Annotated in this window: 17 protein-coding genes; all 17 read left to right on the plus strand. The window is 66.5% G+C overall.

The genetic code is table 11. The annotated features are described in order from the left end of the window. Positions 1-104: 104 nt before the first annotated feature. The 17 genes from E6K76_01265 to E6K76_01345 all read left to right on the plus strand — a co-directional run bounded on the left by E6K76_01265 (position 105) and on the right by E6K76_01345 (position 20,743). Positions 105-2,741, plus strand: a complete 2,637-nt coding sequence (locus E6K76_01265; protein ID TMQ60655.1) for a valine--tRNA ligase — start codon at positions 105-107, stop codon at positions 2,739-2,741. Next, positions 2,738-4,168, plus strand: coding sequence for a DUF4139 domain-containing protein (locus tag E6K76_01270; protein TMQ60656.1), 1,431 nt, complete (start codon positions 2,738-2,740; stop codon positions 4,166-4,168). Before E6K76_01265 ends, E6K76_01270 begins: the two co-directional genes overlap by 4 nt. Continuing rightward, entirely contained in the window at positions 4,114-6,348 is a 2,235-nt protein-coding gene (gene uvrB / locus E6K76_01275) for an excinuclease ABC subunit UvrB (protein TMQ60657.1), read from the plus strand. The genes E6K76_01270 and uvrB overlap by 55 nt, the downstream gene beginning before the upstream one ends. Beyond that, the gene (gene nadC, locus E6K76_01280; protein TMQ60658.1) at positions 6,257-7,204 is read left to right on the plus strand and encodes a carboxylating nicotinate-nucleotide diphosphorylase; all 948 of its coding nucleotides are present in this window, start codon (positions 6,257-6,259) and stop codon (positions 7,202-7,204) included. The genes uvrB and nadC overlap by 92 nt, the downstream gene beginning before the upstream one ends. 12 nt (positions 7,205-7,216) lie before the next feature. After that, positions 7,217-7,999, plus strand: a complete 783-nt coding sequence (locus tag E6K76_01285; protein ID TMQ60659.1) for a biotin--[acetyl-CoA-carboxylase] ligase — start codon at positions 7,217-7,219, stop codon at positions 7,997-7,999. Further along, positions 7,996-8,445, plus strand: a complete 450-nt coding sequence (nrdR, locus tag E6K76_01290; GenBank protein TMQ60660.1) for a transcriptional repressor NrdR — start codon at positions 7,996-7,998, stop codon at positions 8,443-8,445. Before E6K76_01285 ends, nrdR begins: the two co-directional genes overlap by 4 nt. Then, a complete protein-coding gene (tatC, locus tag E6K76_01295; GenBank protein TMQ60661.1) occupies positions 8,442-9,212 on the plus strand; it encodes a twin-arginine translocase subunit TatC in 771 nt (256 codons plus the stop codon). Before nrdR ends, tatC begins: the two co-directional genes overlap by 4 nt. Positions 9,213-9,223: 11 nt before the next feature. Then, positions 9,224-10,075 (plus strand): type III pantothenate kinase, encoded by an 852-nt coding sequence (locus tag E6K76_01300; protein ID TMQ60662.1) that lies wholly within the window; start codon positions 9,224-9,226, stop codon positions 10,073-10,075. A 159-nt stretch (positions 10,076-10,234) separates the two neighbouring features. Continuing rightward, positions 10,235-11,854, plus strand: a complete 1,620-nt coding sequence (gene groL, locus E6K76_01305) for a chaperonin GroEL (protein ID TMQ60663.1) — start codon at positions 10,235-10,237, stop codon at positions 11,852-11,854. A gap of 341 nt (positions 11,855-12,195) precedes the next feature. Further along, positions 12,196-13,143, plus strand: coding sequence for a UDP-N-acetylmuramate dehydrogenase (gene murB, locus E6K76_01310; GenBank protein TMQ60664.1), 948 nt, complete (start codon positions 12,196-12,198; stop codon positions 13,141-13,143). 65 nt (positions 13,144-13,208) lie between these two features. Beyond that, positions 13,209-16,232 carry a tetratricopeptide repeat protein gene (locus tag E6K76_01315; protein ID TMQ60665.1) on the plus strand — a complete coding sequence of 1,008 codons (3,024 nt, stop codon included), beginning with the start codon at positions 13,209-13,211 and terminating at the stop codon, positions 16,230-16,232. Between the two features lie 34 nt (positions 16,233-16,266). Then, complete coding sequence (locus tag E6K76_01320; protein ID TMQ60666.1) at positions 16,267-17,472, plus strand: aminotransferase class I/II-fold pyridoxal phosphate-dependent enzyme; 1,206 nt, start codon at positions 16,267-16,269, stop codon at positions 17,470-17,472. Then, positions 17,387-17,863, plus strand: coding sequence for a dihydroneopterin aldolase (locus tag E6K76_01325; protein ID TMQ60667.1), 477 nt, complete (start codon positions 17,387-17,389; stop codon positions 17,861-17,863). The genes E6K76_01320 and E6K76_01325 overlap by 86 nt, the downstream gene beginning before the upstream one ends. Next, entirely contained in the window at positions 17,860-18,357 is a 498-nt protein-coding gene (gene folK / locus E6K76_01330; GenBank protein ID TMQ60668.1) for a 2-amino-4-hydroxy-6-hydroxymethyldihydropteridine diphosphokinase, read from the plus strand. The genes E6K76_01325 and folK overlap by 4 nt, the downstream gene beginning before the upstream one ends. Positions 18,358-18,372: 15 nt before the next feature. Then, entirely contained in the window at positions 18,373-19,023 is a 651-nt protein-coding gene (locus E6K76_01335) for a deoxynucleoside kinase (GenBank protein ID TMQ60669.1), read from the plus strand. Between the two features lie 53 nt (positions 19,024-19,076). Further along, the gene (gene panB / locus E6K76_01340) at positions 19,077-19,880 is read left to right on the plus strand and encodes a 3-methyl-2-oxobutanoate hydroxymethyltransferase (protein TMQ60712.1); all 804 of its coding nucleotides are present in this window, start codon (positions 19,077-19,079) and stop codon (positions 19,878-19,880) included. Beyond that, a complete protein-coding gene (locus E6K76_01345) occupies positions 19,868-20,743 on the plus strand; it encodes a pantoate--beta-alanine ligase (protein TMQ60670.1) in 876 nt (291 codons plus the stop codon). Before panB ends, E6K76_01345 begins: the two co-directional genes overlap by 13 nt. The last annotated feature ends 12 nt before the right edge of the window (positions 20,744-20,755 follow it).

A 20,755-nucleotide genomic window follows, 5' to 3' on the forward strand; every position in this document is an offset into this window, starting at 1 on the left:
CCCGGCCCGGCGTGTGATAGCCTTCAGTCGCTTGAAATCGCGGCAGTTAGGCATTTCATCGCGACCTCAGTAATCCATCCGCGGACGAGGCTCACCCAACCACGATGAGTGAAATCGAGCTGTCGAAGGTCTACGACCACACCGAGGCCGAGCGCCGGTGGTACGACCATTGGCTGGACCGCGGCTACTTCCGCCCGCGCGACGGCGAGGGACCTTCTTTCGTCACGCTGATCCCCCCGCCGAATGTGACGGGCAGCCTCACCATCGGCCACGCGTTCAATCACACGCTCCAGGACGTGCTCGCTCGCTGGCAGCGCATGACCGGCGTGCCGACTCTCTGGCTTCCCGGCACCGACCACGCCGGGATCGCGACCCAAAACGTCGTCGAGCGGGAGCTCGCCGAGGAGGGGAAGACGCGCCACGATCTGGGACGCGAGGCTTTCTTGGACGTGGTGTGGAAGTGGAAAGAGCACTACCACGAGCGCATCACGGCTCAAATGCGACGAATCGGCGACTCGGTGGACTGGTCGCGCGAGCGCTTCACGATGGACCAAGGGCTCTCGCGGGCGGTGCGCGAGGTCTTCGTGTGCCTCTACAAGAAGGGGCTGATCTACCGCGGCAACCGAATCATCAATTGGTGCCCTCGCTGCCTGACGGCGCTTTCCGACGAGGAAGTGGATCACCGGGAGACGGAGGGGAAGCTCTATCACCTGATGTATCCGATCAAGGGGACCCAGAAGCACATCGTGGTCGCGACCACACGCCCGGAAACGATGCTGGGAGACGTGGCGGTCGCGGTCCATCCCAAGGACAAGCGCTACGCCCCGCTCCGGGGCAAGACCGCGATCCTGCCTTTCTTGCGCCGCGAGATCCCGATCATCTTCGACGAGTCGGTCGATCCCAAGTTCGGCACCGGCGCCGTGAAGGTGACCCCGGCGCACGATCCGAACGACTTCGAGCTGGGCCAGCGGCACGGGCTGACCCCGATCGTCGTGATGGATCCGTCCGCCACGATGAACGAAAACGCCGGAGACTTCCGCGGCTTGAGCCGCGAGGAGGCGCGCGCCCGGATCGTCGAGGCGCTGGAAGACCGGGGCCTGCTGGCGCGGGTGGAGCCCCACCGCTATGCGATCGGGCATTGCCAGCGCTGCGACTCCGTCGTGGAGCCGTATCTATCGCTGCAGTGGTTCGTGTCCATGAAGCCGCTCGCGAAGCCCGCGCTCGAAGCGATCGACAAGGGCGACCTCACGATCCTTCCGCGCCGCTGGGAGAAGGTCTACGTGCGGTGGCTCGAAGGGATCCGCGACTGGTGCATCTCGCGCCAGCTCTGGTGGGGGCACCGGATCCCGGTGTGGACCTGCGCGGGCTGCTCGGAGGCGATCGTCGAAGTGGACGCGCCGTCCCGCTGCCCCAAGTGCGGCGGCTCCGAATTGAAGCAGGACGAAGACGTGCTGGACACATGGTTCTCCTCCTGGCTCTGGCCCTTTTCGACGCTCGGCTGGCCCGAAGAGACCGAGGACCTGAAGCGCTTCTACCCATCGAGCGTTCTCATCACCGGGCCGGACATCATCTTCTTCTGGGTGGCCCGGATGGTCATGGCGGGATACGAGTTCATGGGGCGCGCTCCCTTCCCGGTGGTTTATCTGCACGGGATCGTCCGCGACGCGCAGGGCCGAAAGATGTCGAAGTCGCTCGGGAATTCGGCCGATCCGATCGAGATCGCCGAGAAGTACGGCGCCGACTCGCTCCGGCTCACGCTGCTGCTTCTCTCGCCTCAAGGCTCCGACATCCATTTCTCCGAGGAGCGGGTGGACTTAGGACGGCATTTCGCGAACAAGCTCTGGAACGCGTTCCGGCTCGTCGCCCCGTACCTCAAGGGCTATACGCCCGACGAGCAAGCGGCGCGTCCGTTCCTGACGGACGCGGATCATTGGATCCTGAGCGTGCTCGGAACGACCGTTCGTCAGGTGACCAGAAATCTCAGGACCTACCGCATCGGTGACGCCGCCAAGGACATCTACGATTTCACCTGGCGCGAGCTGTGCGACTGGTATCTCGAGATGGCGAAGCCGCGCCTCTACGCGGGAGCCGATGCGCCGGGCGCCCAGGCGGTGCGCTTCACGGCCCAGCGCGTGTTCGGGACGGTGCTGAGGCTTCTGCATCCCTTCATGCCGTTTCTCTCCGAGGAGCTCTGGCACGCCCTTCCGGGCACGGAGGGGGATGTCTGCGTGGCGGAGTGGCCGGCACCGGCGCGCACCGCAAACAAGGAGGCCGAAGCGAAGATCGAGCTCCTGAAAGAGGTGGTGGGGGCGATTCGGAATCTCCGTTCGGAGATGAACATCGCGCCAGCGCGGAAGACGCCGGTCCTGATCCGCGCCACCGGTCCGGAGTCGGACCTCATTCGCGACCAGGCGGACATGATCACCCTCCTGGGCAAGGCGGAGCGTCTGGAGGTGAGCGCCACGTTGAAGAAGCCCGCGGTGTCCGCATCCACCGTGGTACGGGGTCACGAGATCTTTCTGCCCCTCGAGGGGTTGATCGACGTGGAGACCGAGCGGAAGCGCCTCGAGAGGGAGCTGGGCAAGGTCATGCGGGACTTCGACCAATCAATGCGCAAGCTCCAGAACGAGGACTTCCTGGGCAAGGCGAAAAAGGACGTCGTGGAGCGCGAGCGCACGCGCCTTGAATCGCTGGGCGCGACGAAGGAGAAACTGGAACGGAACCTCGAGGTGCTGCGGTGAGGTCCGCGATCCGTCCCTCGGGGCGGTTCCGAGCGGCGCTCGCGGTGTGGACCGCGTGCGCGTGGGCGTGCGGGTACGCGGGCCTTGCCTCCGGAGCGCCGCCGAAGCGGGAACCCCTGACGGCGCAGGCCGACCCCGTCGGCCGGGACGTGGCGGTCACCGTGTACAAGGACAACGTCGGAGTCGTCAAGGATCGCCGGAAGGTTGCGGTGCCCGCCGGCGAATCGGATCTCAGGTTCGCCGAGGTTGCGTCGAGCATGGATCCGACCTCCGTGCACTTGCGCTCCCTGGGGAGGGCCGACGTTCAGATTCTCTGGCAGGACTACCGGTACGACCTGGCGAGCACCGACAAGCTGCTCGAGAAGTACGTCGATCAGCCCATCGAGATCGCGACCAAGGACGAGCAGGTGAAAGGCGGGACCCTCCTCGCGTACGACCCGATGTCGCTCGTGATTCAGACCGGGGGCGGCGCGATTGCGCTCGTGACCCGCGCGGAGGTGCGGCAAGTAGGGCTCCGCGAGCTTCCAACAGGCTTGATCACACGCCCGACTCTGCTCTGGCGGGTCCGCGCGCCGAACGGCGGAGAGCGCGAGCTCGAGGTGTCCTACCTGACGGGCGGCATGGACTGGCACGCGGAATACGTTGCGGTCCTGGAGGAGGACGGATCCAGCCTCGAGCTTTCGGGCTGGGCTTCGGTCGAAAACCGTTCGGGGGCGACGTACGACAACGCGAAGCTCAAGCTCATCGCCGGGACCATCCACCGGGCCTCCATGCCGCGCCCGATTCCCTACCTGGAAGGGATTCGGGCCATGGCCAAACAGGAGGCGGAGGTGCAGGAACGCGGGTTTTTCGAATACCACCTCTACGAGCTGCCCCAGCGGGCGACGCTCGCGAACAACGAGGTGAAGCAGGTTGGATTGTTCCACGCCTCCGGCGTCCGCTCGATTCGGAAATTCACCTACGACGGCTCCTTGGACGGCAGCCAGGTCCAGGTCCGGATGGAATTTCAGAACGATGCGCCCTCCGGACTCGGCATGCCCCTCCCGGAGGGGGTTGTGCGGGTCTTCCAGCGTGATACGGACGGCTCGCTGGAGATGGTGGGGGAGGACCGCATCCAACATACGGCGAAGAACCAGACGGTCCGGGTTTCGGTGGGCTCCGCCTTCGACATCGCGGCCGAGCGCAAGCAGACCGACTTTCGGCAGATCAGCTCGAAGGTGAGCGAGTCCTCCTATGAGATCACGCTCACCAGCCACAGGAAGGAAGCGGTGGAAGTTATCGTGACCGAGCACGGGGACGGTCACTGGGAAATCGTGAAATCCACCGCGCCGCATCAGAAGAAGGACTCGCGGACCTTCGAATTCAGGGCTCGATGCGAACCCGAGAAGCCGTTCACGGTCGCGTACACGATCCGGGCGCAGGCGTGAGCGCGGAGCGATTGCACGCTTCGGGGGCCGGGCCCCCTTCGCGCGAGGGAGGGCGCTCCGCACGCGCGGACACGTTCCCCGGCCGGGATCTGACCCCCGCCGGGTTCAAGCTGGTCGCCCCCTATCGGCCGCTGGGGGATCAACCCCGCGCGATCGAGGAGCTGACCGAGGGACTGAAGCGCGGCGACCGCTACCAGACGCTCCTGGGCGTCACCGGCTCGGGGAAAACCTTCACGATCGCCAACGTGATTCAGGCGGCGGCCCGGCCCACGCTCGTGATCTCCCACAACAAGACCCTCGCCGCGCAGCTCTACGCGGAGTTCAAGAGCTTCTTCCCGGAGAACGCGGTGGGCTACTTCGTCTCCTACTACGACTACTACCAGCCCGAGGCGTACGTCCCGCAGACGAATACCTACATCGAGAAGGACGCCTCCATCAACGACGACATCGACCGTCTGCGTCTGGCCGCGACGAGCGCGCTCTTCGAGCGGCGGGACGTGATCGTGGTGGCGAGCGTTTCCTGCATCTACGGCTTGGGCTCGCCGGAAGATTTCCGTCGCGAGATGCTCCTCGTCCGGGTGGGGGATCGGATCACGCGCGATGCCATCCTGGCCCAGCTCGTCCACAACCAGTACACGCGGAACGACTTGGACCTGAAGCGCGGGACCTTCCGCGCGCGGGGTGACGTGGTCGAGGTCCATCCTGCCTACGAAGAAACGGCGATCCGGATCGAGCTTTTCGGAGACGACGTGGAGCGGATCGCGGTCTTCGATCCCCTCACCGGGAAGACGCTCAAGCCGATCACCACGGCGGCGATCTACCCCGCGAAGCACTTCGTTACCACGCCGGTCCGGATCCAGGAGGGGACCCGGCTCATCCGGGAGGAGCTGACGGAGCGTCTGGAGGTGCTCCGCGCGGAGGGGAAGCTCCTCGAGGCGCAGAGGCTCAAGATGCGAACCGAATACGATCTCGAGATGCTGAACGAGATCGGCTACTGCGCCGGAATCGAGAACTACTCGCGCCCGCTTTCCGGACGGAAGCCCGGGGAGCGGCCGCAATGTCTCCTCGACTATTTCCCGGAGGATTTCCTCCTGATCGTCGACGAGTCCCACGTCACCATTCCCCAGATCGGGGGCATGTACGAAGGGGACCGCTCGCGAAAGCAGACGCTGGTCGACTACGGCTTCCGGCTCCCCTCCGCGCTCGACAATCGCCCCCTCCGGTTCGACGAGTTCGAGCGGCTCACGGGGCAGACGATCTACGTGTCGGCGACGCCGAGCGACTACGAGCTCAAGAAATCGGGCGGCGTCATCGTGGAGCAGATCATCCGCCCGACGGGCCTCATCGATCCCAGGATCTCGATCCGGCCGACGAAGGGTCAGATCGATGATCTTCTCGAAGAGATCAAGCGGCGCGTGGAACGTGGGGAGCGCGTGCTCGTGACGACGCTCACGAAGAGGATGTCGGAGGACCTGACCGAGTACCTGTTCCAGGCGGGCGTGAACGTGCGCTACATCCATTCCGACATCGACGCCATCGAGCGCGTGGAGATCCTGCGCGCGCTGAGGCTTCAAAGGGTGGACGTGCTCGTGGGGATCAACCTGCTCCGGGAGGGCCTCGACCTCCCCGAAGTGTCGCTGGTCGCGATTCTGGACGCCGACAAGGAAGGATTCTTGAGATCGGAGACCTCGCTGATCCAGACCTCCGGGCGCGCGGCGCGCCACATCAACGGCGAGGTGATCCTCTACGCGGACCAGGTCACCGGTTCCATGCGGCGGGCGCTCGAGGAGATGAACCGCCGGCGCGAGGCGCAGGTCCGCTACAACGAGGCGCACGGGATCACGCCGCAGACCATCGTGAAGTCCCTCGACGAGGTGCTCCGGAGCACGACGGTGGCGGACGCGGGCACGCCGCTTGCCCCCGAGGATCTTCTTCCAAGCGACGCGCTTCGCCTGGATCGTGAATCACTGATCGAGCTGCTCGAGCGGGAGATGCTCGCTGCGGCGGCTCGCGAAGAATTCGAGGCGGCGGCGTCCCTGCGCGACCGCCTCGACGAGCTCCGGCTTGAAGCCGGGAAGGAGCGTTCGCATGCGCCTCGAATCGATCGCCGCACCTCTGGTCCGGATCGCGTTGACCGAGGACATCGGGGGCGGGGACGCAACGACCGAAGTCGTCATTGACCCCAAGGCCCGCGTCCGCGCGCACATCGAAGCGCGCGGCAAGGGTGTCCTCGCGGGGAACACGGTCGCCGCGATCGCCTTCGCGGAGCTGGACCCCGAGGTCGAGATCGACTGGCTCGCTCCGGAGGGATCCGAGGTCAAGCCGGGCATCAAGATCGCCGAAATCCGCGGACGGGCGCGCGCGATCCTGAGCGCGGAGCGCGTCGCGCTCAATTTCCTCCAGCGTCTCTCCGGCGTGGCGACGCTGACCCGCGCGTTCCTCCGCGCTGTGGAGGGGACCGACGTCCAGATCCTGGACACGCGAAAAACGACGCCGAGTCTACGCATGCTCGAGAAACACGCGACCCAGGTGGGCGGGGCCCTGAACCACCGCTTCGGCCTCTTCGATGGGATGCTGATCAAGGAGAACCACGCCCGTGTCGCCGGGGGGCTGACGCGCGCGGTGGAAAAGGCGCGGGCGCGCTCGCTCGGCCTTCCGGTCATGGCCGAGGCGCGCACCGTCGAAGACGCGGAGATCCTCGCGACCCTGGGAGTCGATCGCATCCTCCTCGACAACTTCACGCCGGGGCAGGTCGCGGTGGCGGTGAAGCGCATCCGGGCGCTGGCCAAAGGAGGAAAGCTCGAGCCCGCGCGGGGCACGGTCGGGAGCGCGCGGCGCGGCGGATCCGCCAAGGGGGGCGGCGCGACGGCGGTAGCGGTGCCCGATGCGATGCCGGAAATCGAAGTATCCGGAGGCATCCGCCTCGAGAACGTGCGCGACTTCGCATTGCCGGGTGTCAAGTACATCTCCGTCGGGGCGCTCACCCACTCCGCCCCGGCGTTGGATCTCTCGCTTCTGGTCGCGGATGTCTCGTAGACCCCACGCGCCGTGAAGCCCGAACCAACCCGCGCGATGTCCGCCCAGCGGTTCCTCGGCGTCCCGGTGGAAGCGCACGCTCACCTCGAATCGACCAACGACGAGGTCTTTCGGCGCGCGCGGGAAGGAGCACCCGAGGGGCTCGTGGTCGTCGCGGAGCATCAGACCCAAGGAAGAGGACGTCTCGGCCGAAGCTGGTTCGACGCCGCGGGACGCTCGCTCCTGTTCTCGGTCCTGCTCAAGCCGGCCGTGCCGCTCCAGTCCTACCCGCTTCTGGCCCTGGTCCTGGCCTCGTCGGTCGCGGACGCGGGAGCCGAAGCGGCGGGCGAGACGCTCGCCGTGAAATGGCCGAACGACGTGGTGCATCGGGGAAGGAAGCTCTGCGGCGTGCTCGCGGAATCCCGCTCGCTCGCCCCGGGGAAGCCACCGGTCCTCGTCCTCGGGGCGGGCGTGAACGTGAACCAGCTCGAGGAGGATTTCCCGCCCGAGATCCGGGGTCGCGCCACCTCGCTGCGGATCGCGGCGGGCGGCCGCGCGTTCGCCATTCCGGAGTTTCTTGCGGCCGTCCTGGCGCGCTTCGAGCGTGACGTCGCGCTCGCGCGCCGGGACGATCCCCGCCCGCTCTTCGAGCGCGTCCGCCCGCGCCTGCCCGCCCCCGGCGCCCAGGTGCGCGTCGCGCTCGGCGAGCGTACGGTGGAAGGGGAGGTCACGGAAGTGACCGAGACCGGCGCGCTCCGCGTGCGCGACCGGGCGAGCGGCGTGGTGGAGACCCTGGCCGCCGGAGTCCTGGAATGAAGTGCCCGTCGTGCGGTCATCTGGAAGACAAGGTGATCGATTCCCGTTCGGCCAAGGAAGGCCAGGCGATCCGCCGCCGCCGCGAGTGCCTGGCCTGCCAGCGCCGATTCACGACCTACGAGACCGTGGAGACGACGCCCCTGCTCGTGATCAAGAAGGACGGAAGGCGCGAGCCGTTCAGCCGGGACAAGATCTTGAACGGCCTGCTCCGCGCGTGTGAGAAGCGGCCGATTCCCGCGGAGAAGATCCACGCGATCGTGGATACCCTCGAGGCGGAGCTGATGCAGAAGGGTTTGGACGAGGTCCATTCGAGCGAGATCGGCGAGCGGGTCATGGCGGCACTTCACCAGCTCGACGAGGTGGCCTACGTCCGGTTCGCCTCGGTGTATCGGCACTTCAAGGATCTGAATCAGTTCTTGGAAGAGCTTCGGTCGCTCCTCAAGTGATCCCGCCGCTTCTCGCCGTCGCGCAAGACCCCGAGCGTCCGATGTCCTTCCTCGAGCATCTGGAGGAGCTCCGCGCCGCCGTGTGGCGGAGCGCCACGATCGCCCTGGTGCTCATCGCAGGGGCATGGGTGTTCTCGGGTCGCCTCCTCGACGCGCTCATCTTGTGGCTTCTCCGCGGAGAGAGGGCCCTGGCTCTCTCCCCCACGGAAGCCTTTTCCGCCCGGGTCGAAGTGGCGCTCTGGACGGGCGGGGTCGTGGCGCTCCCTTACGTGATGTTCGAGCTGTGGCGGTTCGTGGCGCCCGGATTGAAGAAGAACGAGCGTCGTTTCGCGATCCCCTGGATGGTGGCTTCGGCGGCGCTCCTCTATCTCGGCGTGGCGTTCGCGCTCAAACTCCTGCTCCCCATGATCGTCCGGATGCTCCAGTCGTTCGCGACCGGCCAGATCGAGTCGCGCATGTCGCTCCTTTCGCTCCTTCACTTCTCGGTGAAGATGGCGGCGGGATGCGGGCTCCTGTTCCAGCTCCCCCTGGTGCTCTGTCTCCTCGCATGGTTCGGGATCGCCTCGCCGAAGGTGCTCGCGCGCCAGTGGCGGCACGCGGTGTTCTTTATCGCGCTCGCCGCGGCGGTGGTCACTCCCGGCGATGGACCGTCGATGCTGATCCTCTCGGCGCCCCTGATCCTCCTCTATTTCGTGAGCCTGGTATTCGCCTGGGCGATCTGGCGCGGCCGCTGGAAGGGGCGCCGGGAGCCGGGCGAGCTGGGCTAGGAAGGCGACCCGTGCTCCTCGCGATCGATGTGGGCAATACGGAAGTGACCCTCGGGCTCTTCGACGGCCGCCACCTCACGCGCTCGTTTCGCCTGAGCAGCGAGACCCGGCGGACCGCGGACGAGCTCGAGCTCTATCTGACCCAGGTGTTTCCCGAGCTCGCCTCGCGGGGCGGTCACGCCGGGGTGCTCGCCTCGGTCGTCCCGACCGCGACGCGGTCCTACTTCGAGGCCTCCCGGAGGGTCTGCGGGCGGGACCCGCTCGAGGTCTCCTCGCTCATTCCGTCGGGGGTGGAGATCGACTACCGCGATCCCCAGTCCGCGGGAGCCGACCGGATCGCGAACGCGGCCGCGGCGCTCAGGCTCTACGGCGCGCCCGTCATCGTCGTGGATTTCGGCACGGCGACCACGTTCGACGTGATCGTGAAGGATCGCCGGTACATCGGCGGGGTCATCGCTCCCGGCGTCATCACGGGCGCGGAGCACCTGATCCGGCGTGCCGCGCGGCTATCGGCGTTCGAGCTGCGCGCTCCGGAGCACGTGGTGGGGCGAAGCACGGAGGAAAGCCTCCAGTCGGGCGTCTACTACGGCGCGGTCGGTCAAGTGGACGCCATCGTCCGTCGCATCGCCGCCGAAGAGCGGATCCGGCCGATGGTCGTGGCGACGGGCGGCCTCGCCTCGATGATCGCCGCCCACTCGGAGACGATCGAGAAAGTGGACCCCGACTTGACGCTCCACGGACTTCGGATCATCTACGAGCTGAACCGGCCGGACGCGCCGGCGACGGCCCGCGCCGCCCCGGCGAAATCCCAGCCACGCCGGGCACCGCATACCCGCGCCAAGTCCAAGAAACATCGGAAGTAACAGGCGTTCTCGGAAGGGATCGATGGGGGTTGCGCTCGCAGGCGGCATCGGGTAGAGTCTCTTCGATTAGCACTCGATTGGGTATAGTGCCAACGCACGGTTGACGAGCCCGACGGCCGCTTCTGGCCGTGCGGGCGAGGCAAGGAGGAACAAAGATCCATGGCCAAGCAGCTGCAGTTCGACTCCGCGGCGCGTGACGCGCTCCAGCGCGGCGTGGACAAACTGGCGAACACCGTCCGGGTCACGTTGGGCCCACGGGGAAGGAACGTCGTCCTCGACAAGAAATTCGGCGCGCCCACGATCACGAACGATGGGGTCACGATCGCGAAAGAGATCGAGCTGGAGGATCCCTATGAAAACATGGGGGCCCAGCTCCTCAAGGAAGTAGCCACCAAGACGCAGGACGTGGCCGGGGACGGCACGACAACGGCCACCGTGTTGGCGCAGTCGATGGTTCATTCCGGGCTCAGGCTCGTGACCGCGGGCGCCAATCCCATGTTCCTGAAGCGGGGCATGGACCGCGCGGTGCAGGCCGTCGTCGCGGAGCTGAAGAAGCAGTCCAAGCCGATCAAGACGCCGGCCGAGATCGCGAACGTCGCGACCATTTCGGCGAACAACGATCCTGAGATCGGGAAGCTGATTTCGGAGGCGATGGAGAAGGTCGGCAAGGATGGGGTCATCACGGTAGAAGAGGCGAAGAGCCTCGACACCTCGCTCGAGGTGGTCGAAGGGCTCCAGTTCGACCGCGGGTATCTCTCGCCCTACTTCGTGACCGATTCGGAGAGAATGGAAGCGGTCCTCGAGGACGCGTTCATCTTGATCCACGACAAAAAAGTCGCCTCGATCAAAGAAATCCTCCCGATCCTCGAAAAGGTCTCGCAGGTCGGCAAGCCGCTCCTCGTGATTTCGGAGGACATCGAGGGGGAGGCCCTCGCCACCCTTGTGGTCAACAAGCTGCGCGGCGTCCTGAATGTCGCGGCGGCGAAGGCTCCGGGATTCGGCGATCGCCGCCGGGCGATGCTCGAGGACATCGCAATCCTGACGGGCGGCCGCCTCATCACGGAGGAGGCGGGTTTGAAGCTCGAAAACACGATCCTCTCCGATCTCGGCCGCGCCAAGCGTATCGTCGTGGACAAGGACAACACGACCATCATCGAAGGCGCGGGGAAGAAGGCCGACATCAAGGCACGCGTGGATCAGATCCGCAAGGAGATCGAGGACTCCACGTCGGACTACGATAAGGAAAAGCTCCAGGAGCGCCTGGCGAAGCTCGCCGGCGGGGTCGCCGTCGTCAACGTGGGTGCCGCGACCGAGGTGGAGCTCAAGGAGAGGAAGGCGCGGGTGGAAGACGCGCTCGCCGCCACCAAGTCCGCCGTCGAGGAGGGGATCGTGCCCGGCGGGGGCGTGGCCCTCTTGCGGGCGCAGCCCGCGCTCGCGGGGCTGGAAGCGAAGGGGGACGAGAAGTCCGGGATCGAGATCGTCTCCCACGCGCTCGAGAGCCCGGTCAAGATGATCGCGTCCAACGCAGGCGCCGAGGGCTCCATCGTCGTCGAGCGGCTCAGGACGCAGAAGGGCGCGATGGGCTACAATGCCGCCACCGGGCAGTACGAGGATCTCTTCCAATCCGGGATTGTCGATCCGACCAAGGTGACCCGTTCGGCGCTCCAGAACGCGGTCTCGATCGCCTCCCTCCTCCTCACGACCGAAGCGGTGATCACCGATATTCCCGAAGAGGAGAAGCCGAGCATGCCGGGCGGTGGGATGGGGGGAATGGAATAACGAGCCGTACCATCGGTTGAGTCGGCCGCGGCCTCTGGGGCATGCCCCGGAGGCCGTCGTTGTTGGCGGGGGCACGCCTGGGACTTTCCCCCGAACACCCGGTATAGAAGGAGGGCGCCCAGGCCGATAAGGTGTCGATCGGCGGGCTTCATTTCATTGCGGCGGTGCGGCACCGTGCGGAATGCAAGTCGGCGACGTGCGGCATGACCATGGGGCACGGCATCCTTAGGGGCGAGACCGGAATAATCCCCGGAGACCCAAGGAAATAGGCCGCCGGGCGCGGGAAATGCTTCCCGTGGCGTTGGGCGTCCGGCGAGCCGTATCCTCACCTGAACCCGAGCATGGAATCCTGGAGACCGTTCGTGAGTTTTGAAGCGCTGACGCTCGACAAAGAAGAGCTGATCGTGAAACGCGGCGCGGCGATCGCGCCGTACACGACCTTCGGGATTGGAGGCCCCGCGGATGTCCTCGCGGAGGCATACACCGAGCGCGCGCTGCAGCAGGTCGTGCGCGAGGCGATCGCGAGTCGCATGCGATGGCTCCTGATCGGCGGCGGGAGCAACCTCCTGGTCGGGGACGCGGGGTTCCGCGGCCTGGTCATTGTGAACCGCATCGAGCACCTGCGGGTGAACGGAAACCGGGTCGTCGCGGGCGCCGGAGCCGATCTGGGAGAAGTGGTGGAAGCCGCCCGTGAGAGTTCTCTATCCGGAATTGAGTTCGCGATCGATATCCCCGGCACCGTGGGGGGTGCCATCCGCGGCAACGCGGGAGCGTTCGGCCGTTCGGTGGGGGACATCTCGGTCCGCATTCGTCTCCTGGAAGGCACGGATCTCGTCGACCGCGCTCCGGCGGAGCTGGGTTTCGCCTACCGGCACAGCCGCCTGAAGCAAAACGACCACATTGTCGTTGAAGCGGAGTTCGAGCTAACGCCGGGCGACCGCGCGGAAATGGACCGCGTAATGGGGCAGCACGCGGCCCAGCGCGCGCGCCGTAAGGAGAAGGGGCTTCATACCGCCGGCTGCTTCTTCAAGAACCCGATCCTGGCGGACGGCCAGAAGGTCGCTGCCGGGCAGCTCCTCGAGGCCGCGGGGGCGAAGGAGATCCGTGACGGCGGCGCCGGGGTCCACGCCTACCACGCGAACTACATCGTGAACATGGGGGGCGCCTCGGCCGACGAAGTCTTACGGGTCGCCCGCGAGATGAAGCGCCGCGTTCAGGAATCGGTTGGCATCACCCTGGAAGAAGAGGTGATGGTGGTGACGGACCCGCCGGCTCCAGGCCGCGTGTAGACGCCCGCACCCAGCGGGCGTAGAGTCCCAGGTGCAGCCACTCTGGACTCGAAGCGAGGCTTCACATGGATCCGCTCGTCGGCAGGACCCTCTCCCACTTCCGGGTCGAGGAACGGCTCGGGTCCGGCGGCATGGGGGTCGTCTACCGCGCTCGCGACACGACCCTCGGGCGGGACGTCGCAATCAAGATGCTGCCCGAGGAAGTCTCCAAAGACTCGGCACGCCTCGGTCGCCTTCGGCGTGAAGCGAAGCTTCTCGCAACGCTCAATCACCCTGGCATCGCCGCAATTTACGGTTTCGCGCGACCGCGTCGCGTGAACCAGTTCCTTGTTCTCGAGCTCGTGGACGGCGAATCCTTGACCGACCGGCTGCGGCGCGGGCCGCTCGCGATCGAGGAGACGATCCGGGTCACCGGGGAGATCGCGAGCGCGCTGGAAGCGGCGCACGAGCGCGGCGTCATTCACTGCGATATCAAGCCCGGCAATGTGATGCTGACGTCGCGAGGTGCTGTCAAGATCCTCGACTTCGGCTTGGCCCGCCACGCGCATCCCCCCGGGGATCCGGAGGAGACGGCGTCGCTGGCGAGTCCAAGCACGGCCACCGGTGCGGTAGGCGCCGCGGGCACCCCGGGCTACATGAGCCCGGAGCAGATCCTGGCCCGGCCGCACGACCTCCGCGTCGATGTTTTCGGGTTTGGATGCGTCCTCTACGAGTGCCTCACCGGGCAGCGCGCGTTCCCCGGCGTATCCATTTCGGAGAGGCTGGACGCGGCCGTTTCGCGCGAGCCCGATTGGCACACTCTGCCGGTCGGGACGCCGCGCCGGCTCCGCCGGCTCCTCGTAGCCTGCCTGGAGCGGGATCCGCAGCGGCGGCTCGCCGATATGGGCGCGGCGAGGAAGGAAATCGAAGAGCTGGCACGTTCTCTCCGCGAGACTTCCGAATCACGCCCCGCGGCGGGCGGCTCGCCTGCGAACAATATCCCGGAGCAGTTGACGAGCTTCGTGGGCCGGGAGGCCGAGGTCGGCGTGTGCTTGGAGATGCTCCGGCGCTGCCGCCTCCTGACGCTGACCGGAAGCGGGGGCTGTGGGAAGACGCGCCTCGCGCTGAAGCTCGCAGAGACGCTCCGGAGTGTCTTCCCAGACGGTACCTGGTTGGTGGATCTTGCCCCGCTGGTCGATCCCTCGCGCGTTCCGGTCATCGTGGCCTCGACGCTCGGGATCTTTGAGGAGGTCGAGATGCCGCTCCTTGGCACCGTCTCGCGGCAACTCGCCGACAAGCGTCTGCTCCTCATCCTCGACAATTGCGAGCACGTGCTTGGCTCCTGCGCCAAGCTGGCCCGCGAGCTTCTCGAGAATTGCCGCGACATCGTCGTACTGGCCACGAGCCGGGAACCCATGCATCTTCCGGGGGAGCAGGCCTACCCGGTTCCGACCATGGCCGTGCCCGATCCCGAGCTGGGTCTCCGCGAGATCGAATCCGTCGAGTCCGTCCGGCTCTTCACGGAACGCGCGCGCGCGCTGGTTCCGCAATTCCACCTTTCTGCGAGGACGGCGCCCGCCGTGGCCGAAATCTGCCGCCGCCTGGACGGCATCCCGCTCGCGATCGAGCTCGCCGCCGCGCGGATCAAGCTCCTCACGCCGGAGGAAATCCGAAGTATGTTGGGAGACCGTTTCCGCCTTCTGGTCGGAGGGAGCGGGTCCGGGCTCCCGAGACATCAAACCCTTGCGGCGACGATTGAGTGGAGCTACGCCCAGCTCGATGAAGGCGAGCGCAGGGTGTTCCGCTCGCTGGCCGTCTTCACACGCGGCTGGGGGCTCGAGGCGGCCACTGCGATTTGCGGGAAGGAGGGGACCGACCGTCTTCACCTCGTCGAGGTCATGACGCGCCTCGTCGACAAGTCGCTCGTATTGGCGGAGCAGTCGCAAACGAGCGAATCACGGTGCCGCTATCTCGAGACGGTTCGCCAGTACGCCCTGGATAGACTGAAGGACGAGCGGGAGGAGAAGAGGGTACGAGAGCGGCATCTGGCGTACTTTCTCGATCTCGCAGAGCGCGCCGCCCCTGAGCTCACCGGGTCGGCGCAGGCCGTGTGGCTATCCCGGCTCGAAGTCGATCATGAGAATCTGCTCGCGGCCCTCGACTGTAGCTTCGGCTCTGGCGGCCTAGATGAGACCGCCCTCCGGCTCGCGACCGGTCTCTGGCGATTTTGGTTGGCCCACGGCCACCTCACGCTCGGCCGGCGCCTCTTAGAGGAAGCCCTTCGGCGTCCAGGCGCCCTGGCCGCCTCGCAGACGCGCGCCGAAGCGCTTGTCGGCGCGGGGGCGCTTGCCTTCCACCAAAACGATTGGGACATCGGCCGGACCTTTTTCCAAGAGTCCCTGGAGATTTCGCGTGCCACCGGGCATCGCGAAGGGATCGGGCACGCCCTGGTTGGTCTGGCCAATCTATCCCTGGGACAGGGAGACTACCGGGCGGCCAGCCGGATCTACCGCGAGGCGATGGTGATCTTCGAGGAGACAGGCCAACGGCGCGGGGTCGGACTCGCCCTCAGTAACCTGGGTCGCGTCGCCGAGCTGCAAGGAGACTTCGATTCGGCGTTCCCGCTCTACGCGCAGGGGATCGAAGTCTTCCGCGAGATGGGAGACGTCGCTTCCATGGCGCTCCGTCTTTCGTCTCTGGGCGACCTCGCGCTGAAACTCGGGCGCAGCGATACCGCGCGAGATTACCTGGTCGAGAGCCTGAAGCTCATCCGGGATCTGGAGGAGCGCCGGGCCGGAGCCTACGCTCTCGCGCGGTCGGCGGCCCTCGCGACGCAGGAGAGGCGATTCCGTGATGCCGCGGTCCTCTACGGCGCGTCGGACGCGCTTCGAACGAGAATCGGTCCGAGCATGACCCCGAGAGAATCTTCCGAGCATGAATCGCGGGTTGCCCGGACGCGCGTGGAATTCGGCCATGACCGCTTCGCCGCCGCATGGGCGGAAGGGCAGACGCTTTCGTTCGCGGGAGCGATCACCTACGCTCTCGAATGCCTCGAAACGACCTGCTCCAGCCTGCCGGGTCCAGCGTCCCGATTCTCCGGGAGTCCTTGACACCCCTTCCTCCCGCCCGATAACGTCGGGCGCTATGGCCCCCTTTCAAAAGAGCGCGCGCCTCCAGGCCTTGCCGCGCTATCTCTTCGCCGAGCTGGAACGGAAACGCCGTGAGGCCGAGTCCGCGGGGAGGGAGGTTTTCGATCTCTCGATCGGGGATCCCGACCTTCCGACGCCCGATTTCATTCTCGACAGGTTGGCCCAGGGCGCCCGGGACCCCCGCCACCACCGGTATCCCACGAGCGGCGGTCTCCTCGAAGCGCGTACGGCCGTCGCGGACTGGTTTGCGGAGCGGTTCGGCGTTGCGGTCGATCCCGCCCGGGAGATCGCGATCCTCATCGGCTCGAAGGAAGGGATCGGGCATTTTCCCCTCGCGATGCTCGATGCGGGAGATGAGGCACTCCTCCCCGACCCCGGGTATCCCGTGTACATCGCGGGAACGGTCTTCGCGGGCGCGAAGCCGGTTCGCTTTCCGATTCGCGAGGCGGCCGGGTTCGTCCCCGACCCACGCGACCTCGACAAGCACGTCACGCCGCGCACCCGCCTCGTCTTCGTGAACTACCCCAACAACCCGACGGGCGCCACCGCGGAGCGCGTCTTCTACGAGGATCTGGTCGCGTGGGCAGAGCGCCGCGACCTGATCGTCGTCAGCGACGCCGCCTACTCGGAGCTCTACTATGCCGAGCCGCCGCCGAGCATCCTCTCGGTGCCGGGCGCCCGCGACCGCGCGATCGAGTTCCACTCCTTCTCGAAGACGTTTAACATGACGGGGTGGCGGATCGGCTTCGCCGTGGGAGCCCCGGCCCTGATCGACGCCCTGGTCCAGCTCAAGGCGAACGTGGACTCGGGCGCCCCCCAGGCCATTCAGCTGGCGGCGGCGTCGGGGCTGGCATCGCTCGGCGTCCACGGCCCCGCGCTGCGCGCCGTCTACCGCGAGCGGCGCGATCTCGCGCTGGACGAGCTGCGGAGGCTCGGCTGCCCGATCCGGACGCCGGGCGGCGCTTTCTATCTCTGGGGGCGAGTTCCCGAAGGGGTGTCCTCGATGGAATTCGTCACGCGCGTGTTCGACAAGACAGGGGTCCTTCTCACACCCGGAACCGGATTCGGCTCCGAGGGAGAAGGGTACTTTCGCATCGCTCTTACCTCATCGGCGGATGCCCTCCGCCGCGCGCTCCAGAAGCTCGAATCGCTCGCGCCTTGGAAGGCGCCCCATGCCTCGGCGTCCCCAATCTCCCGCTAGTCTCGCCGCCAAAGCCCCGGCTCGCGAGCTCCTCGACTGGCTCCGCCTCGCGCGGATTCAAGCCTACGGTCATCTCGGGGTGACCCAAAAGGAGCGCGACTTGGGTCAGAGAATCGAAGCGGACGTGGAGCTGGCCTACGCGCCGATGCCGACGCGCCGCCCGGACGTGCTCGACGACGCGATCGATTATGAGGAGGTGCACCGGCTCGTCCGCTCCCAGATCGAGATGTCGCGGTGCCGCCTCCTCGAGACGCTCGCCGAAGAGCTGGCGTTGGCCTTGATCCAGGAGTTCGATTCGCCTCGCGTGCGGGTGCGCGTGCGCAAGCTTCACGTCCCGGTCGATGATTTCACGACGATCCCGGAAGTCGTCGTCGAAAGGGCGCGCGCATGAGCAAGGTGTTCGTGGGCGTCGGGTCCAACCTCGGGGATCGCGAGTTTCTCATCCGCAAGGCGGTCGAAGCGATGCGCGACCTGCCACGCACGCTCGTCGTCCGGGTATCCTCGCTCTACGATACCGACCCGGTGGGGGAGGTCGATCAACCGGCGTTCCTGAACGCGTCGGTATGGCTCGAGACCACGCTCGAGCCGAGAGAGCTGCTCTGGCAGCTCCTCCTCATCGAGAAGCGGATGGGCCGGGTACGGTCGCAGCGGTGGGGACCGCGTCCGATCGATCTCGATCTCCTCTTCTACGGAGAGGAGACCGTGGACGAGCCCGATCTGAAAATCCCGCATCCTGAGGCGCACCGGAGGGCGTTTGTGCTTCTGCCCCTTCTGGAGCTGGACCCGGATTTCGTGCACCCGATCACGGGGGAATCGATTCGCAAGATGATCAAGAAGCTCCCTCCGAACCCTCCGGTCCGCAAGGGCGGGCGGTTCTGGTACTGATCCGGGTCAGGGCGAGTGCCGGGACGGTACATTGCGGTCGAGGGCGTCATCGGAGTCGGAAAAACAAGCCTGGCGAAACTTCTGTCCGAGCGTCTCCACGCCAAGTTGATCCTCGAGGAGCCGGAGGGAAACCCGTTCCTCGAGGATTTCTACAAAGATCCCCGGCGGTACGCCTTCCAGACCCAGATGTTCTTTCTCGTGAATCGGTACCAGGAGTTGAAGCAGAGAACGCAGCCCGATCTCTTTCACGAAGGAATCGTGAGCGACTATATGTTTCAGAAGGACCGGATTTTCGCGAATATCAACCTGAGCGATCGGGAGCTTCATATCTACAACCAGATCGCGCCGCTTTTGGAGCGGGATCTCGCGCCGCCGGACCTCGTCGTCTACCTGCAGGCGGGTTCCGATGTCCTCCTGGAGCGCATCCACCAGCGGGGTCGCGGGTATGAGCGGCTGATGGAACCCAAGTACATCGGGACCCTCGTCGAGGCGTACAATTACTTCTTCTTCCATTTTCGCGAGGCGCCGCTCCTCGTCGTGAACACGAATGAGATGAATTTCGTGCATCGGAGGCAGGATTTGGAGGACCTGATCGCCCGCATCGAGACCCACCGGGACGGGATTGCTTACGTGAGCCCAAGCTCGAGCGCGGAGGAGAGATCGTGACGACCGATCCTCGGATCACACGCCCGAAGGTCACCGTTCGCACGATCCGTGACATGAAGACGCAGCGTGTGCGGATCGTTTCCGTGACGGCGTACGATTACCCCAGCGCGCGGCTCGCCGACGAGGCGGGCGTCGACCTGATCCTGGTCGGCGACTCGGTCGGGATGGTCGTCCTGGGATACGAATCGACGATCCCGGTGACCTTGAGCGAGATGGCACATCACCTGAAGGCGGTCCTGCGCGCCCAGCCGCGGGCCCTCGTGGTGGCGGATCTGCCGTTTCTCAGCTTCCAGACGGGCCCCGAGGACGCCGTGCGGAACAGTGGACGCTTGATGAAACGGGGCGCCGAAGCCGTAAAGCTCGAGGGAGGGAGGCGGATGTTGCCGCAGATCCAGGCGATCCTTGCCGCCGACATCCCGGTGATGGGGCATCTCGGCCTCACCCCCCAGTCGGTGCATCAGTTCGGCGGGTACCGGGTGCAAGGACGGGACCCCGCCGCGGCTGACACCCTCCGGAACGATGCGATCGCGCTCGAGCGCGCCGGGTGTTTCGCCGTCGTCCTGGAGGGCGTGCCCCTCGAGCTCGGCAGGGAGATCACCGGGAGCCTGCAGATCCCCACGATCGGCATCGGCGCCGGCGTCCACTGCGACGGTCAGGTGCTCGTGCTCCATGACCTGGTTGGGTTGAGCTTTGGGAAGCCCGCCCGATTCGTGCGGCGCTACGCCGAAGCGGGGGAAACGATCCGGAACGCGATCTCGGCCTTTCGCGAGGACGTGCGGGCAGGTCGGTATCCCTCGGACGAGGAGAGCTACGCCGCGGCGCCGGAGAGACCCGAAACGAAGCCGTGCGGATCGTAACCCGCGGGGCCGACCTGCGCGCGCTCTCCCGTCGCGCGCGCCAGAGCGGTATGAGCGTGGGTTTCGTCCCGACCATGGGCTATCTTCATGAAGGTCATCTCGCCCTGATCCGGCGGGCCCGAAGCGAGCATCACCGAATCGCGGTCTCCGTATTCGTGAACCCGCTCCAGTTCGGGCCGAAGGAGGACTTCGGCCGATATCCCCGAGACGAGGTCCGCGACGTTCGCCTGTGTCGCGACGCGGGCTGCGACTGGTTCTTTCTGCCTCGCGTTCGCGCGCTCTATCCCCCCGGCTTCTCGACCACCGTCGCCCCCGGGCCGCTCGCGGCGCTTTGGGAAGGGGTGGAACGGCCCGGGCACTTCCGCGGCGTCGCGACGATCGTGCTGAAGCTGCTGAATCTGGTGGAACCGGACATGCTCTATCTCGGGCAGAAGGACATCCAGCAGGCGCGCATCGTCCAGAGCATGGTGCGCGATCTCGACCTCTCGACCCGCGTCACCATTTGTCCCACCGTGCGCGAACGGGACGGGCTCGCGCTCTCCTCACGGAACGTCTATTTGGGCCCCGCGGAGCGCCTACGCGCGACGGGGATGATCCGGGCGATGCGTGAGGGTCGCGCCCTGGCGCGCTCCGGGACCCACGACGCGCGTCCGATTCTCACGCGCGTCCGTCGGACGCTGCGCCGCGAGGCGCGTCCCGACTCGGTCGATTACCTCGCTTTGGTGGATCCCGTGACGCTGGAACCCATTCCCAAGCTCGAGCGGGGCGGGGGATTCCTCATCGGGGCCATCCGGATCGGCAAGACCCGGCTCATCGACAACCTCTTCGTGAGGCCGCCCCTCCGTCGCGCGGGGGGCGCGTGAGCGCGCGCCCCC

This window comes from Candidatus Eisenbacteria bacterium (assembly GCA_005893275.1).
Lineage (GTDB): Bacteria > Eisenbacteria > RBG-16-71-46 > SZUA-252 > SZUA-252 > WS-7.

Excerpts from the sequence above, each read along its gene's own strand:
- folK (TMQ60668.1), top strand. The coding sequence starts at position 17,860 with ATGAGCAAGGTGTTCGTGGGCGTCGGGTCCAACCTCGGGGATCGCGAG.
- panB (TMQ60712.1), top strand. The coding sequence starts at position 19,077 with ATGAAGACGCAGCGTGTGCGGATCGTTTCCGTGACGGCGTACGATTAC.
- E6K76_01315 (TMQ60665.1), top strand. The coding sequence starts at position 13,209 with ATGGATCCGCTCGTCGGCAGGACCCTCTCCCACTTCCGGGTCGAGGAA.
- nrdR (TMQ60660.1), top strand. The coding sequence starts at position 7,996 with ATGAAGTGCCCGTCGTGCGGTCATCTGGAAGACAAGGTGATCGATTCC.
- E6K76_01320 (TMQ60666.1), top strand. The coding sequence starts at position 16,267 with ATGGCCCCCTTTCAAAAGAGCGCGCGCCTCCAGGCCTTGCCGCGCTAT.
- E6K76_01325 (TMQ60667.1), top strand. The coding sequence starts at position 17,387 with ATGCCCTCCGCCGCGCGCTCCAGAAGCTCGAATCGCTCGCGCCTTGGA.
- uvrB (TMQ60657.1), top strand. The coding sequence starts at position 4,114 with ATGCGAACCCGAGAAGCCGTTCACGGTCGCGTACACGATCCGGGCGCA.
- groL (TMQ60663.1), top strand. The coding sequence starts at position 10,235 with ATGGCCAAGCAGCTGCAGTTCGACTCCGCGGCGCGTGACGCGCTCCAG.
- E6K76_01265 (TMQ60655.1), top strand. The coding sequence starts at position 105 with ATGAGTGAAATCGAGCTGTCGAAGGTCTACGACCACACCGAGGCCGAG.
- nadC (TMQ60658.1), top strand. The coding sequence starts at position 6,257 with ATGCGCCTCGAATCGATCGCCGCACCTCTGGTCCGGATCGCGTTGACC.
- murB (TMQ60664.1), top strand. The coding sequence starts at position 12,196 with ATGGAATCCTGGAGACCGTTCGTGAGTTTTGAAGCGCTGACGCTCGAC.